At 68.1% G+C, this 15,728-nt stretch carries 15 protein-coding genes; 11 read left to right on the top strand and 4 right to left on the bottom strand.

Annotated elements, in window-relative coordinates; all coding sequences use genetic code 11:
• The first annotated feature begins 12 nt into the window (after positions 1 to 12).
• From HAH_RS01255 to HAH_RS01290, 8 genes are all read left to right on the top strand, one after another.
• Positions 13 to 939, top strand: coding sequence for a precorrin-3B C(17)-methyltransferase (locus tag HAH_RS01255; protein WP_014039265.1), 927 nt, complete (start codon positions 13 to 15; stop codon positions 937 to 939).
• A gap of 2 nt (positions 940 to 941) precedes the next feature.
• On the top strand, positions 942 to 2,021 hold the full coding sequence (cobJ, locus tag HAH_RS01260; protein WP_014039266.1) for a precorrin-3B C(17)-methyltransferase: 1,080 nt from the start codon (positions 942 to 944) through the stop codon (positions 2,019 to 2,021).
• Positions 2,021 to 2,296, top strand: a complete 276-nt coding sequence (locus tag HAH_RS01265; protein ID WP_014039267.1) for a ferredoxin — start codon at positions 2,021 to 2,023, stop codon at positions 2,294 to 2,296. The genes cobJ and HAH_RS01265 overlap by 1 nt, the downstream gene beginning before the upstream one ends.
• A complete protein-coding gene (locus tag HAH_RS01270; RefSeq protein WP_011224564.1) occupies positions 2,293 to 2,952 on the top strand; it encodes a hypothetical protein in 660 nt (219 codons plus the stop codon). Before HAH_RS01265 ends, HAH_RS01270 begins: the two co-directional genes overlap by 4 nt.
• A complete protein-coding gene (locus tag HAH_RS01275) occupies positions 2,949 to 4,172 on the top strand; it encodes a CbiX/SirB N-terminal domain-containing protein (RefSeq protein ID WP_014039268.1) in 1,224 nt (407 codons plus the stop codon). The genes HAH_RS01270 and HAH_RS01275 overlap by 4 nt, the downstream gene beginning before the upstream one ends.
• Positions 4,173 to 4,198: 26 nt before the next feature.
• On the top strand, positions 4,199 to 4,570 hold the full coding sequence (locus tag HAH_RS01280; RefSeq protein ID WP_014039269.1) for a DUF3209 family protein: 372 nt from the start codon (positions 4,199 to 4,201) through the stop codon (positions 4,568 to 4,570).
• Complete coding sequence (locus tag HAH_RS01285) at positions 4,563 to 5,834, top strand: outer membrane protein assembly factor BamB family protein (protein ID WP_014039270.1); 1,272 nt, start codon at positions 4,563 to 4,565, stop codon at positions 5,832 to 5,834. Before HAH_RS01280 ends, HAH_RS01285 begins: the two co-directional genes overlap by 8 nt.
• 149 nt (positions 5,835 to 5,983) lie before the next feature.
• Entirely contained in the window at positions 5,984 to 6,652 is a 669-nt protein-coding gene (locus HAH_RS01290) for an Rnase Y domain-containing protein (RefSeq protein WP_014039271.1), read from the top strand.
• A 12-nt stretch (positions 6,653 to 6,664) separates the two neighbouring features.
• Here the strand turns inward: HAH_RS01290 and HAH_RS01295 are convergent, their stop codons facing one another.
• From HAH_RS01295 to HAH_RS01305, 3 genes are all read right to left on the bottom strand, one after another.
• Positions 6,665 to 7,378 carry a CbtA family protein gene (locus HAH_RS01295; protein ID WP_014039272.1) on the bottom strand — a complete coding sequence of 238 codons (714 nt, stop codon included), beginning with the start codon at positions 7,376 to 7,378 and terminating at the stop codon, positions 6,665 to 6,667.
• On the bottom strand, positions 7,378 to 7,584 hold the full coding sequence (locus tag HAH_RS01300) for a CbtB domain-containing protein (RefSeq protein WP_014039273.1): 207 nt from the start codon (positions 7,582 to 7,584) through the stop codon (positions 7,378 to 7,380). The genes HAH_RS01295 and HAH_RS01300 overlap by 1 nt, the downstream gene beginning before the upstream one ends.
• Before the next feature lie 69 nt (positions 7,585 to 7,653).
• Positions 7,654 to 9,816, bottom strand: coding sequence for a VWA domain-containing protein (locus tag HAH_RS01305; protein WP_014039274.1), 2,163 nt, complete (start codon positions 9,814 to 9,816; stop codon positions 7,654 to 7,656).
• Between the two features lie 35 nt (positions 9,817 to 9,851).
• Here HAH_RS01305 and cobN point away from each other — a divergent pair, with 35 nt between their 5' ends.
• From cobN to HAH_RS01320, 3 genes are read left to right on the top strand one after another with little or no spacing between them, the layout of a single operon-like run.
• A complete protein-coding gene (cobN, locus tag HAH_RS01310; protein WP_014039275.1) occupies positions 9,852 to 13,748 on the top strand; it encodes a cobaltochelatase subunit CobN in 3,897 nt (1,298 codons plus the stop codon).
• The gene (locus HAH_RS01315; RefSeq protein ID WP_014039276.1) at positions 13,738 to 14,469 is read left to right on the top strand and encodes a precorrin-8X methylmutase; all 732 of its coding nucleotides are present in this window, start codon (positions 13,738 to 13,740) and stop codon (positions 14,467 to 14,469) included. Before cobN ends, HAH_RS01315 begins: the two co-directional genes overlap by 11 nt.
• Entirely contained in the window at positions 14,462 to 15,223 is a 762-nt protein-coding gene (locus HAH_RS01320; RefSeq protein ID WP_014039277.1) for a cobalt-precorrin-7 (C(5))-methyltransferase, read from the top strand. The genes HAH_RS01315 and HAH_RS01320 overlap by 8 nt, the downstream gene beginning before the upstream one ends.
• Positions 15,224 to 15,239: 16 nt before the next feature.
• Here HAH_RS01320 and HAH_RS01325 read toward each other — a convergent pair whose 3' ends face one another.
• Positions 15,240 to 15,707, bottom strand: coding sequence for a DUF2062 domain-containing protein (locus HAH_RS01325; protein WP_014039278.1), 468 nt, complete (start codon positions 15,705 to 15,707; stop codon positions 15,240 to 15,242).
• Between the last annotated feature and the right edge of the window lie 21 nt (positions 15,708 to 15,728).

A 15,728-nucleotide genomic window follows, 5' to 3' on the forward strand; every position in this document is an offset into this window, starting at 1 on the left:
CGGAGACCGAGGATGAGTAGCGACGGACGCCAGTCGACAACGGCCGCGACCGAGGCGACGCGTCCCGCTGACTACGGGACGCTGTACGTGGTCGGCATCGGACCGGGGTTACCCCACGACATGACTCAGCGGGCGAAAGACGTCATCCAGACCGCTGACTGCATCATCGCCTCGAACCTCTACCAGGAGTTCCTTCGGAAGGACGGGACGCTCCCGCCCCAGTCCGCCGAGGTCGATGGGAAATCCGACGACGGCGAGATCGCCGACGAAGAGGGGACTGTGCTGGAGCGGCCCGACGGCAGCCGGCAGACGCTCATCCGCTCGTCGATGGGGAAGCAGGTCGAACTCGCCCGCGAGGCCTTCGAGCGGGTTCGGGCCGGCGAGGACATCGCCCACGTCTCCGGCGGCGACCCGAACGTCTACGGGAAGTCCGACCTCCTCTTTACGATGGCCGACGCCGACGACGCCGACGACGTGCCAATCGAAATCGTCCCCGGCGTGACCGCGGCGCTGTCCGGCGCGGCGAACCTCGGAGCGCCGCTGTCGAACGACTTCTGTACGATTTCGCTGTCCGACAAGTGGCGCGGCTGGGACGAAATCGAAGAGAAGCTCCGGGCGGCCGCTATCTCGGGCTTCGTCGTCGTCCTCTACAACTGCTGGCGCGACTACGAGCGAGCCGTCGATGTTCTGCGGGAGGAACGAGCGGACGACGTGCCCGCCGCTATCGTCAACGACTCTGGCCGCGGCGAGGCCGGCCGGAACCTCGACGACGAGACGGAGACGATCACGACGCTCGGCGAACTGTCCGAGCACGACGACAAGGTCGGCGGCATGGGCTCGTCCATCGTCGTCGGCACTCACGAGACCGAAGTCTGGCGCAACGATTATCAGGAGTTCCTCGTCACCCCGCGCGGTGGGCGTGACGTCGACGATTTCTAACAATGAGCACTGACAACACTACTGACGCAAGTACCGAGACAGAATCGAAATGCGGGGCGAGCGAGGCGGGAAGCGCCTCCGAGAGCGCGAGCGAAGTAGAGACCGATACCACCTCGAAATGCGGTGCGAGCGCGAGTTCGTCGACAGAGACGAGTCCGGACACGGGCGACGACACCGCCTCGAAGTGCGGGGCCTCATCGTCGTCCGAATCGTCGTCCTCGTCCAGCAGTAGCTCCTGTGGCGCGTCCTCGTCGTCCGGTTCCTCGGACGAGGAGGAGGTTGGCGCGACGGTTGACGACTTCGACGCCGAACCGGGCCGGCTCATCGCCGTCGGCCTCGGCCCCGGCCAGCCTGAAGGAATGACCGCCCGCGCCCGCTCCGCCCTCATGGACGCCGAGCACATCGTCGGCTACACGACCTACGTCGAACTGCTGCCCGACGAGATTACTGAGGGAGCCGACGACATCTACAACACGCCGATGTGTGGCGAAGTGTCCAGAACGGAGGAGGCCATCGACCGCGCGCTGGCGGGCAACGACGTGGCCATCATCGGCAGCGGCGACCCGAACGTGTATGCGCTGGCCGGCCTCGCGCTGGAGATCATCGAGTCCAAGGGCGCGACGGCGACGATGCTCGACTTCGACGTGGTTCCGGGCGTCCCGGCAGCTCAGTCCTGTGCCGCCCGCGTCGGCGCGCCGCTGGTCAACGACACCGTCTCCATCTCGCTGTCGGACCACCTCACAGACATGCCGACCATCGAGTCGCGGCTCCACGCCGCCGCCAAGGAGGGCTTTACCATCACCATCTACAACCCCTGGAGCCGCAAGCGCCGGGACAACTACGAGAAGTGCTGTGAGATCTTGCTGGAACACCGCGACCCCGAGACGCCCGTTGGCGTCGTCCACGCCGCTGGCCGCGAGGACGAACAGGTCGAAATCGTCGAACTCGGCGAACTGCCCGAACTCGGCGAAACTGACCTCGTGGACATGACCACCACCCTCCTCGTGGGCAACGAGGACACCTACGTCTGGGACGACCGGATGGTGACTCCGCGGGGCTACGAAACCAAGTACGACTACTAATGTACCGAATCACTATCGACCGCGACGCCTGCGACGGCGTGTTTGCCTGTCTCGTCCGCGACGACCGCTTCGTCGAGGATAGCGAGGGACTGGCGGCTATCGAGACGGACGACCAGACGGCAATCGAGGCCACCTTCGACGACGACCGGCGGGACGATGCCGAGCAGGCCGCTGCGGCCTGTCCGCTGGATGCGATTCACGTGGAATCCGTCGAGGAGGACGCCGGGGCCGCCGATACACCTGCCGGCACCGACCACGAGGAGGTCCAGCCATGAGCGTTGAAACCGGTGCGCCAAACGATATGCTCGCAGCCCACCCCGAGACGGCGTACTTCTGGGGCCGGGTCACCGGCGACGGCGAGTGCGAGGACGGCTGTATCACTGTCCGGACGAACGACGAGACGGCCGCTCGGCGGCTCGCCTCCATCGCCGGTGCGGAGCGGGCCGACCGCCGCATCGTCGAGCGGGCGTATGCCCACGACACCTCGATTACCCGTCAGGAGGAGGAGTTCACGGTGCAGGTCGTCGGCAGCCTCGCTGACCGTGCCAGCGCCGCGCTTGGCCTCCCGTTCGACGGCGAGTCGGGCGGCTACCGCTTCGACGCGCTGGCCGACTACGACCGCCAGCTCCTCCGCGGCCTGCTCGAAGGCTGTGGCACGGTGTGTTTCAAGTCCGACGACGAGGCGGTCGGTATCTCCTTCGTCCACGAAGACGAACGACTCCTCCGGACGATACAGACGCTGCTTGACCGCTGTCCGGTCGACGCGCCCTACGACGAGCTCTCGGAGACCTCGTCGGGCTACTGGTTCGGTGTGGCCGACGACGCGGCACCTGTCCTCGGTGACTGGCTGTACGAGGGCAGCGAAGAGACGGGGCTGTTCGCGCCGAGCCGCCGGCGCAAGCTCCAGAAAAGCATTGAACGAGTCCGATGAGTGAAGCTATCACCGCGCCGGAGACGCTGGACGACGAAGCGGTGCTGCTGGTCGGCCACGGCTCCCGGCGCGAGAAGTCGAACGAACAGGTCCGCGACCTTGCGGTCGAACTGGAGGGCCGACTCGGCATCCCGGTCGACGCGGCCTTTCTCGAACTGGCCGAGCCGGCTATCGACGAGGCCATCGCGGGGCTGGCCAGAGCCGTCTCGCAGGTATCGGTGGTCCACCTCTCCCTGTTTGCCGCCAGTCACGTCAAAAACGACGTGCCGCTGGCTGTCGAGCAGGCCCGTGAGGCCCACCCTGAACTGACCATCAACAACGGCGCGCACCTGGGCGTCCACCCGGCGCTGCTGGACCTGCTGGACGACCGCGCGGCGGCCGTCGAGGCCGAACTGGGCGTCGACCGCGAGGAAGACGATGTGGCCGCCGTCGTCTGCGCCCGTGGCTCCAGCGACCCGGACGCCAACGCCGACGTGCACAAGCTCGCTCGCCTGCTGTACGAGGGCCGCGAGTTCTCGCGGGTCGAGGCGTCGTTCATCGGCGTCACCGAGCCGTTGCTCGATGACACGCTACACGACATCGCCAAGACGCGACCCGATGCCGTCGTCGTCATCCCGTACATGCTCGGGGACGGCGTGCTGACCGGCCGCATCAAAGACGGCGCACGCGAGTTCGACGAGGAATACCCCTACGTCGACGCCGCGCCGGGCGAACCGCTCGGGACCGACACGCGTCTGCTGGACGTGCTGGGCGACCGCTGGCAGGAAGCCCGGACCGGGAGCGTCGAGATGTCCTGTGACACCTGCAAGTACAAGGTCGAACTGGACGGCTACGAGGAGGACCAGGGCGGCGCTCGCGCGATGCTCCGGGCGCTGACCCATCAGGCCGAACACGCCGACCGCGAGAACGTCGACGACGACCCGCACGTCCACGACGCCCCGGAAAAACACGTCGCCGTCTGCACGAACCAGACCTGCGCGCAGGACGGCGCGCCAGCGGTCCTCGAACGCCTGCGGCAGGCCGCCCGCGACAGCGACCAGTGCGACGCCCGCATCACGCGGTCGTCGTGTCTCGGCCGCTGCGGCGAGGGGCCGATGGTCGCCGTCTACCCGGACGGTGTCTGGTACGGCGGCGTCGAGGACGAGGACGCCGCCGACATCGTCTCCTCGCATCTTGACCGCGACCGCATCGTGAGCGAACTCGTCGACCAGACGCTTTGAGAGTACACCCTTACAACACTACAACCATGAGCTGCTACGAAATCGAGGCCCTCCGACTGGGCCTCATGAACGTTCTCGGTACCGAAGACGACCACGCCCGCCAGCACGCCGAACAGGAGCTGGAGGGTCACATGACCGGCCCCATCGAGGCCCTCGCCGGCGCGGAGACGCTGGCCGCCATCGAGCGCCACCTCGACGCCGCGCTCGTGGACCTCGAAGAGGAGATCGCCGCGACCCCCGAAGACGACCCCGAGTACGACTACCTCCGGGGGCGACTCGTGGCGGTCCGCGACGCCGAGCGGGCGGTGTCGCGCATCACCATGCAGGGCGAGGACGTCCTCGACGGGTTGGGTGAGGCCCACGACGTCCTCCACGAGGCGTTCCCGGTCGATGAGTAGCCAGCGCGCCCCGACCGCTGACCTCGGGGACGTGACCCCGGCCCGCTCGCGGCATCAGGGCCGCCGTTCGGCGGTCACGCTGACCGACGGGCTCGCGGTCGTCGGCACCGCCGACGGGGACCTCCGGGCGTTCGACGTCTCGGCGGACTCCGGCCCCCCACGTCCGTGCTGGCAGTACGACACGGACGGGGAACCCAGCGTCGTCGCGGCGGTGCCCTTCGACGTCGGCCTCGTCGTCGGCGAGCGTAGCGTCCGCGGCGAGATCCGCTGTCACGACGCCGACGGGGACCTGCGCTGGCGCTACGACACCGGAACGGACCTCGGCGAGGCCCAGCAGGAGACGCGCTTCCTACTCCCCTTCGTCGCGTCCCTCGCAACCGACGGTGACCGGCTCTATGCCGCCGCCAGACGGTACGAGCGACGGACTGACGCCGACGGGAACGACCTCCGCCACTTCGAGAGCGTCGTCTACGCGTTCGCGCCCGACGGCACCGTCGACTGGACGTACCGGACCGACGGTTCGCCGATATCCCTCGACGCCGACGATGGCCGCGTCGCAATCGCCTACAACCGCTGTCCTGGCGACCACCAGCACGGCCTCGTCGTCCTCGATGCCGCCGACGGTGACCCGCGCTGGATGTGGGACCCCGGCACCGACGGCCAGCGGCGTGTCGGTGACGTGGCCCTGCTGGACGACGGCGCTGTCGTCTCCAGCCACGGCGACTACTGTGGCTACCGGCTCGACAGCGGCGGCCGGGAGCGCTGGCGTGTCCCGCTGGCGACGCCGACCGACGTGGACGGCGACATCGTCTACGCGTACCCGAATCACGTTCACGCGACAGAGGTGGGCGCGGTGTTTGTGACCGGCAACACCTACCCCGAGGAGGGCCGCGAGACAGAGGCACGGCATCCGACCGAGCACACTGCCGTTGGCGTCTCGCCCGATGGCGACCGTCGCTGGGACGCGCCCGTCGGCGGCTTCGCCAGCGGGCTTGGCACCGATGGCTCGCTGCTGGCCGTCCCCGGTGCACAGAACTTCCGGGACCGCGATGCCGACGACCACGCGCTTCGGCTGTTCGGTGTCGCAGACGGCCCCATCGACACATTGGACACCGACGGCGTCGTGACGGCGGCCGCAGTTGCGGACGGGACCGCTGTCGCCGTCGAGGAGCCGGTCGTCTACCACGACGAGGGCCGCGAGCGCGGAGCGTACCGGCTGCATCGGGTTGAGGTGGAGAACGAGACGGCCCGTTCGCGCCACTGACGCGTCGACGTAGCGATTTGGGCCGGTAACGGCCCGTTCGGACGACTTTTCGCTCAGACGTGATATCTCCGGTTTGGCTCTGATTACTGTGTTATGTGGTGTCAAACTAACCATTCGACAGTCGTAGCGTCTCGGTATGGGTGCCCAGCATGGCCGATAACACAGACCCGGACCACGAGGAGACACAGTCGGAGGCAGACGACAGCGCCGCTGCCGATCACCCTACAGAGCGTGAGCGGGAGTTCGCGCAGATGCAGCGACGGCTCAACGAGCGGGAGATGGGTCTCGACCAGCGGAGCGCGGAACTCGATCGGCGCGAAGAGAAGAATGACGCCCGCGAGGAGGAGCTTGACCGGCGAGAGGCGGAACTGGACGAGCGGGAGTACCGACTTGATGAACGCGAAGCCGCTCTCGACGACCGGGAGACGGCCCTCGACGAGCGCGAGGCCGAACTGACGGAGTACGATGCGCAGTTGTCAGAACGTGCCACGGAACTCGACGAGCACGAGAAGACGCTGCACACCTACCTTTCGGGGCAGATGACGGACGTAGAGGAATCGGTCACGGAGACGATGCACGACGCGCTCGACCAGTACGAGGCGAGCCGGTCGACCGGTCGGTTCGGTCCGACCGGCACGATGCTTGTCGGGCTGACCGGTGTCGCGCTCGTCGTTGCCGGGATCGGGTTCGGCGCGCTGGTCTCGGCCGGTACGGCGTCGTTCGGCGTCGGCGGGACGACGACGAACCTCGCTATCGCCGCCGTCGTCGCTATCGTCGGCCTGGCGCTGAATCTCGGAACGGTTGCCGGAAAAATCTGAGCCGCGTCGTCGTTAGTCCGCGGTCGCGGGATAGTCCAGGTCGTCCGCGGCTGGGGTATCACTGTCCCCGAGCCAGGCGTGAACCCCTGCGATTGTGGCCCACAGCACTAGCTGGCCGAACACGACCGTCCAGCGGTAGGCCGCGACGAGCGCGGCAGGCACGTCACCGTGGACCGGGTTTGCCGGTGCGAGCGCGACCGGAACTGCGAGCAGTGCGAGCGGCAGCGCCATGGCTCCGAGTCGAATGGCGGTGTGGTGGCGCGCTGTCCGCTGATACGCGAGCCCGGCGAGCACTGCGACCAGCGCCCCCAGTGCCATCAGGCCGGCGTACCAGGCGAGGCGCGTCTCTGTCCCAAGCGCCTGCTCGACGCCCGGTGGCTGTGGCGGCAAGACGAGCCACGGCGCGCCGGAGACGGTGAGAAAGCCGGCTCCCGCAAGCGCCAGTCGCTTCGTCGCGCCCGAGCCGGGGATTGCAGGTTCGAGGAAGAAGTACACCATCCCGAACACTGCGACGCCGAACAGCAGGCCCCAGAGGACGCCGCCGCCGATGCTCGCGACGGCCGTCGTGAGCCCGGAGACGACGGGGCCGCCGCCGTGGCCGTGCCCGTGTTCGAACGTCTCCAGTCCGGCAGTGAAGCTGTTCCCGACTGTCGCGACGAACAGGCCGTAGACCAGCCCGCCGGCCACGCCGGCCACTGCGCCGCGTTCGAGGTAGTCAGTCGCCATCAGTGGCAGGTGATCCCGGCGCTGTGTCGGAAGTTGTGCAGCGAGTCGTGCAGCATCGGGTCCTGCACGAACAGCAGCGTGAAGCCGAGCGCCGCCACCAGCGCGACGGCAATGGCGATCTGCGGGCCGGTCAGCGACGCTCTGGCGCGTTCGATACGGTCATGCACGCTGTCCGTAGCGCGTGCGGTGTCAGTGTCGTCCTGCATTGAAATCTCGTTTGTCTTAAGAACAAGTAAGATTGTAAAACTTCCGCCTGAGACAGCTCCGGCCGGGGGTTATCGCTTGCTGGCGACGGCGTCGACGCGCTCGGCGGTCAGCGCGTCCAGCGGGACGACCGACGCGTCCGTTTCGTCAGCAACGAGGTCGAGCAGACCGGCGCGACTCCCTTCGCCCGCATCCACGACGACGGTGCGGTCGGCTGCTTCGCCGAGCGTCCGCGCCGCGTTTCTGGTCGCTGCGACCGGACTCCCGTCGGCGGTGTTCGCCCGGCCGTCGGTCACGACGACGACAACGCCGGCGTCCGGGTCCGCCCGGTCGAGCACTTCCCGAGCGGCCGCCAGCCCGTCCGGCAGCGGCGTCCGGTCGCCGGTCGGGAGGTCCTTCAGGTGTCGGGCCGCCAGCGAGACGCTCTCGGTCGGCGGGAGGACCACGTCCGCGCCCTCGCCGGCGAAGGTGACAAAGGCGACCTGGTCGCGGGCTTGGTAGGCGTCCTTCAACAGTTCCAGCACAGTCCCCTTCGCGGCTTTCATCGCCGGGCGCATCGACGCGCTTGCGTCGACGGCGAACACGACCAGCGTCTCGGCGTCGCCTGCACGAACGGACTTCCGAAGGTCACGTGACTCGACATGGCCGCTCCCGCGACTGGCCGCCGCCCGGACCGACGCTGCGGCGTCGACCTCATCGTCCCGGCCGGCGCGCTCGGTTCGGACCGTTGCACCGCGTTTCGTCCCTGTCGCGCTCGCACGGCCGCTTGCGCTCCCACCGTCGGTGTCGACCGACGGGGCATCCACGTCGGGTGCGCCGCTGTCGCCGACTGTGGCGCGGGACTGGCCCGGCAGCAGCGGGGTGGCGTTTTCCGGGTCGTCGGACTGGTTGGACTCTCCCTCCCCACCGTCGTCTCCGGCCGCTCCTTCGCCGTCGCCGGCCTCTGCTTCCTGCCGCTCGCCGTCGCTGTCGGCCGAGGTGGGCGTTGGCTGCTCGCCGCGCTCGCCTGACTCGTCGTCGCCGCCCTCGCCGGCGTCACCGCTGTCGTCCGGCCGCTGTTCTTGCTGTTCGCTTCCGTCCTCACCGCCTTCGGAATCGGCTCCGTCGTTTACTGACTCGTCGCCGGCCCCCGCTTCCTCTCCATCGTCTTCCGCGTCACCTTCCTCGTCACCGTTTTCTCCGTCGTCGTCGGACTGCTCCTCGGATTCGTCCTCGCCGTCCTCGAAATGGTCGTCGAGCACGTCGTCCACGTCCGGCGCGTCCTCGAAGGGCCGGGAGGTGAGCCGGTGGGGGAGCGCGAACTCGGCGGCGCGCTCGATGTCTGATTCAAGAACCGTCGTCCGCCCGTCGAGCGCGGCGAACGTCCGGGCCGCCCGCGCGGTGGCGATGTCGCCGCGGTGACCGTCGAGGCCGGCGTCCCGACAGAGTTCGGCGATCTGCTCGCGGAACTCGCGGGCGAGGGCGACCTCGGGCAGCAGTTCGCGGGCGGTCCGCAGGCGCTCGCCCGGGTCGCGGTCGGGTTCGCTCTGCATCTCCTCGTCGCCGTCCTCTCCCAGTGCTTGGTCGATGATAGCGACACGGTCATCGAGGTTCTCGCAGGCCGACACCTCGGTCTGCAGGGCGAATCGGTCCCGCAACTGCGGGCGGAGGTCGCCCTCCTCGGGGTTCATCGTCCCGACGAGGGTGAACTCGGCGGGGTGGGAAACGGTGACGCCGTCGCGCTCGACCCGGTTCTGGCCGCTCGCAGCAGCGTCGAGCAGCACGTCGACGAGGTGGTCGTCCAGCAGGTTCACCTCGTCCACGTAGAGGATGCCGCGGTTCGCGCGGGCCAGCAAGCCGGGGTCGAACTCGTGGTCGCCGTCGAGCGCGTCGGCCACCGACAGCGTCCCGACGACGCGGTCCCGGGTCGCGCCCAGCGGGAGCGTGACGAGTGGCACCGACCGCGTCTCGACGGGTGGGTCCGCCCGCGTCCGGCAGTCGTCACACTGGGCCTCCGGCCTGTCCGGTGGACAGCCGTAGGGACAGTCCGCGACCGCGCGCTGCTCGGGCAGCAGGTCGGCGAGGGCGCGCACGGCCGTCGATTTCGCCGTCCCCTTCTCGCCGCGAACGAGCAGGCCGTCGAGGTCGTCGTCTGTCGCGACGGCCAGCAACCCGTCTTTGAGGTCCCGCTGGCCCACCACGGCTGCGAAGGAGGCCTCCTGCGAAGCTTTTTTGCCGTCGCCGAGTACAACCATACTTGTATTAGTGCAAACGGAGATTTAATAACGTTATGCCACAGCTAGGACTCTACACCGCGACGGAGAACGAACTCGGGGCCGTCCAGCGGGCCGCGGACGAGGTCGACGCCGACCTCGTCGTGCGCTCGGAGAGCGACCTCGACGACGAGCCAGCGGTCGAGGCGTTCGTCGACGAACTGACAGACGCCGACGCCGTAATCCTGTGGCTCCACGGAGCCGAGGACAGCATGCCCGGCTACGAGATGGCCGTCGAGCGGTTGCGCGAGGCCGGCGTCCCGCTCGTGGTGAAAGCGACGGGCGACGCCTTCGCCTTCGAGGACACGTCGGTTCCTGACGAGCACCGCGAGACAGTCTACGACTACCTCGAGAAGGGCGGGGCGAGCAACGTCGCCAACTGCGTGCGCTACCTGGTGGCGCAGTACGGGCACGCCGACCCATCCTACGACGACCCGGTGACGCTGCCGACGGAGGGCGTCTACCATCCCGACCATCCGGGCGCGAGCATCGACGACCTGCGGGCGACGTTCGACCCGGCGAAACCGACCGTCGCCGTCTGGTTCTACGAGTCCCACTGGACCCACGAGAACACCCGCTACGTCGACGCGCAGGTCCGGGCCATTGAGGCCCAAGGGGCGAACGCGCTCCCGATATTCTGTGAACCGGCGACCGACGCCGAGGGCCAGTGGAACGCCGAACAGGTCACTGAGGAGTGGCTCCTCGATGCTGACGGCAACCCGCTGGTCGATGCAGTCTGCTCGTCGTTCATGTTCTCGCTGTCGATGGACGAACGCGGCCGCAGCGCCGACGACGAAGGCCAGAGCGCCGAGGACGTGTTCCTCGACAAACTCGGCGTCCCGGTCATCCAGACCGTGACGACGATGCGCTCCCGGTCCCGGTACGACAGCAGCGATACGGGCGTGATGGGCTTCGAACTCGCGCTTTCGGTCGCGCTGCCGGAGTTCGACGGCAACGTCATCACCCACCCCATCTCGGGTAAGGAGCGGACCGACGACGACGCCGATATCGGGAGCGCGCCGAAACAGCACTTCCCCATCGACGACCGCATCGACCACGTCGCGCGGCTGGCGGTCAACTGGGCCGAACTGCGCCACACCCCGAACGACGAGAAGCAGGTCGCCGTCGTTCTGCACAACTACCCGCCCAGCGACGACGGTATCGGGACCGCCTTCGGGCTGGATTCGCCCGAGAGTACAGTGAATCTGCTGGAGGAACTGGATGCTCGCGGGTATGACCTCGGTGATACGATGCCCGAGAGCGGCCAGTCGCTTGTCGAGCGCTTGACCGCCCAACTGACCCTCGACGACCGCTGGGTCGCGCCCGAGGACGTGCGCGAGCTGAGCGTCGACACCGTCTCGCCGACCCAGTACGGCGAGTGGTTCGAGATGCTTGACGACGACTTCCGTGAGAACGTCGTTGAGGAGTGGGGCGACCCGCCCGAGCGCCCGTTCGCAATTCCCGGCGTGGAGTTCGGAAACGTGCTCGTGACGGTCCAGCCCCCACGCGGGTTCGGCATGGACCCCTCGAAAGTGTACCACGACTCGGACCTCCAGCCGCCCCACGACTACGTCGCGTTCTACCGCTGGCTCCGCAACAGCTACGAGACGGACGCTGTCGTTCACCTCGGGACCCACGGCAGTCTGGAGTGGCTGCCGGGCAAGACTGTCGGGCTGGACGGCGAGAGCGCACCGGACCAGCTCATCGACGACATCCCGAACGTCTACCCGTACATCGTCAACAACCCCGGCGAGGGGACCCAGGCGAAGCGGCGCTCCTACGCCGCCATTGTCGACTACCTGACCCCGGTGATGGCCAACGCCGGCACGTACGACGACCTCGCCGACCTGGAGGAGCTGGCCGACCGCTACCGCGAGGCCGGCATGGAAGACGCCCGGACCGACGACGGCGAGCACCTCGCCGAGCAGCTCCGCCAGACCGTCGACGAACTGGACCTCGCCGTCGAACTCGGCATCGCCGGCGAAATCGACGAGAAGGCCGACGTACGTGGCCCTGACGAAGCCGGGTCGACGCTCGCTGAGGGTGACGTGGCTGGCGACGACCTCGACATTGACGCCCTCGTCGAACGGGTCCACGAGTACCTCACCGACGTGAAGACGACGCAGATCCGGAAGGGGCTGCACACGATGGGCGAGCCGCCGGCCGACGACCGACTGGTCGACTACCTGGTCGCGCTCACGCGCCTCGAGAACCCCGGCGCGCCGTCCCTGCGCGAGAGCGTCGCTGGCGTGCTCGGCGTCGACTACGACAAACTGCGCAACGCCCCCGGCGAGTACGACGAGGCGCTGGGGATGACCTACGCCGAGGCCGCCGACCACGTCCACGAGACCAGCAAAGACCTCGTCCGGACGCTGGCCGAGCACGACTTCGACGTGCCCGAGAGCGAACTCGAAGACAACACCTCGGAGGTGAATATGAACCTTCTCGTGGTCGACATCGAACCGCTCGGGGATGCCCGCGTGCGGTCTGGCGCACACGAGGACCTCCGCGAGGCGCTGGCCTACATCTGCGAGGAGGCGGCCCCCCGGGTGGCCGGCGCAGCCGACGAGATTCCCCGCACCGCCGATGCTCTGGCTGGCGAGTACGTCCCACCCGGCGGCTCCGGCGCGCCGACCCGTGGCGGTGTCGACCTGCTCCCCACAGCCAGAAACTTCTACACACTGGACCCGCGGAAGGTCCCGGCCAAGACGGCGTGGGACGTGGGCAGCGAGGTCGCCGACGGCGTGCTGGAACGGCACGAGACCGACGAGGGCGAGTATCCCGAGGAAATCGGCGTCGTCGTCTGGGGCACGCCGACGGTTCGGACCCGCGGCGAGACAATTGCGCAGGTGCTCGCGCTGATGGGCGTCGAACCGGTCTGGTCCGACGCCGGCCGCGTCGAGGACGTGGAGCCGATTCCGCTCGAGGAACTCGGCCGCCCGCGCATCGACGTGACGACGCGGGTCTCCGGGCTGTTCCGCGATGCGTTCCCGGCGGCAGCGGGGGTCGTCCACGACGCCGTCGACGCCGTTGTCGACCTCGACGAACCCCACGAGATGAACTACGTGAAGAAACACGTCGAGGAAGAAACGGAAGACCTCGTGGCCGACGGCATGGACGAGGGCGACGCCGAGAGCGCGGCGAAACACCGCGTGTTCACCACTCGCCCCGGCGGCTACGGTGCCGGGACCAACAAGGCCGTCGACGAGGGCAACTGGGACGACCGCTCGGACCTCGCCGACGTGTACGTCCAGTGGGGCGGCTACGCGATGGGGTCCCGGGGCCGGGTCAGCGACGCCCACGACGCCTTCGAGCGCCGCCTGTCCTCGGTCGACGCGACGGTCAAAATCGAGGACACCGCCGAACAGGACGAGTTCGACTCCTCGGACTGGTACGCCTTCCACGGCGGTTTCATCTCCGCAGTCACGGAAATCGCCGGTGAGGAGCCCAATTCCTACGTCGGGGACTCCTCGGATCCGGACAACGTCGACGTCTACACCAACGAGGAAAAGGTCCGGAAGGCGATGCGCGCCCGCGTTCTGAACCCCTCGTGGCTCGACTCGATGGAGGAACACGGCTACAAAGGAGCCGGGGACCTCTCGACGACGGTTGACGTGGTGCTGGGCTGGGACGCGACGACCGATGTGGTCAGCGACACGCTGTGGGAGGACGTGGCCGAGCGCTACGCCTTCGACGCGGACCGACAGGAGTGGCTCCGGGACGTGAACCCCTGGGCGCTGGATTCGATCACCGACACGCTACTCGAAGCTATCGACCGCGGGCTCTGGGACGCCGACGACGAGACGCAGGACCGCCTGCGGGATCTGAACCTGGAGGTGGACGGTGATTTGGAGGCCCGTGCCGGGGCTGGCTCCAGCAACGATTCGACAGAGGTGACCTCAGATGACGACTAACACAGACGACGCGACAGACGGCGACACGAACAGCGAGGACGACTTCGAGGAGTACGCCGACCTCGGCGCGACCACCTCGAACGCGATGGATATCGCGGAGACGTCGATGGACCGCGTGCGCGAACTCGTGCCGGACGAGACGTTGGCCGACCGCATCCGCCAGAAGTCCGTCCACGCGACCGGTGACCCCGAGTTCCAGTATCTGATGCGGTTCACCGGGACGGACGACGACGAACCGGTCCGTGCGGGGGCTCGCGCTGTCCTCGATGAACAACCCATCGTCACCGACATCACGATGGTCAAGGCCGGCATCACCGGCCGCGGGCACGACTGTCCGGTCCAGAAGGCCATCGGTAACGGCGCGGAACTGGCCGCCGAAACCGGGATGACCCGCACGGCCGCGTCAGTGCTCGAACTCGACAAGCAGGGCGTCTACGACGGGGCGATTGCCGTCGTCGGGAACGCGCCGACCGCCGCGCTCGCGCTGGCGGACTGCATTGAGGACGGCACGCGCCCGGCGGTCGTCGTCGCCACGCCCGTCGGCTTCGTCAAGGCCGCCGAGAGCCGAGAGCGGCTCCGCGAGGTCGCCGCCGAGCACGGCGTGCCGACCATCACGAACGTCGGCCGCCGCGGCGGGAGCGGACTGGCCGCCGGGCTGACGAACGAACTGGTGCACGTAGCCTCAGACGTACGAGACGGGGAACTCACGCTCGATGAGTAGCGACGACTACGACCTCGATAGCGGGCCGGACCCAGCGGCCATCGCGGCGAGCGCGCCCGAGGACCCCGACGCCGACCGGCCGGTCCACGCTGTCGGCATCGGCCCGGGGAACCTCGATTTCCTGACGCCGCGCGGTGAGCAGGCGATTCGCGAAGCTGACGTAGTCGTCGGCTTCGAAACCGTCGTCGACTTCGTCGCCGACCGGACCGACGCGGACCTGCTGACCTGTGGCTACCGGGACGAACTCGACACGCTGGAGACTTTCGCCGAACGCGTGGCCGACGGCGAGCGTGGGACTGCGGTGGCGATGGGTGACCCGAACCATTCGGGCTACCAGTTCGTCGGGAAGGTCCAGCGTGCCGTCGACCGGCCGGTTCGTATCGTGCCGGGCATCTCCTCGCTGCAACTGGCTGCCAGTCGCGCCCGGACGCCAATGGAGGACACGACCTTTGTGACGCTCCACAAGAGCGGCGACCTCTCCACCGACCTCGACCGGCTCCGGAGCGACGTGGGCGACCGACACCTGCTCGTGTTGCCGCGCCCCTTCGACCTGATGCCCGAAGACGTCGCAGCCGAACTGCTGGACGCTGGCGGCGACCCCGAGCTGCCGGCGCTGGTCTACGAGCGACTCACCCACGACGACGAGGCGCGGACCGCGACGACGCTCGGCGATCTTGCCAAAGATGCTGGCGGTGGCGGCAGGGACGACACGCGGTTCTCGGACCTGTCGGTGTTCGTCGTGCGGCGAGACTGAGGCCGTTTTACTGCGGTCAGCTAACTGCGGCGGGCTCTTGCTGCCGCCGCCTGTATTCGTTTATCAGACGGAACGCCAGCACGTACCCGATAGCAGCGAACACGATGGCCAGGATAATGTTCCCCGTCCACAGTCGGACCAGCACGTCGCCGCCCATCGACATCGACACACCGTCGAATGACAGCCCGGGTATCGGCCCCAGAATCCGGTTGCCGAGCCAGAAGCTCGACGCGTACACGCCCCACTTGACTGGCGGATTGAGTATCAGCACCGAGGCAAACAGCGCGACCTTGCTGAGCTGTCTGAACAGGTACGCGAGGACGAGAAAGGCGATGAACCCAGTGCCAAGCGTCGGTAGCGCGGTGAGGAACACACCGACGCTGAAGCTCATCGCGACCTCTCGCGGAGAGTGGTCCTCTATCAGCGCGGTCACCAGCTTCTCTTTGACCTGTTCCCGCGTCTGCGCTACTCGTCGGCGAACCATCTACGTGCCAGAATGTACCGT

This window comes from Haloarcula hispanica ATCC 33960 (genome assembly GCF_000223905.1).
Lineage (GTDB): Archaea > Halobacteriota > Halobacteria > Halobacteriales > Haloarculaceae > Haloarcula > Haloarcula hispanica.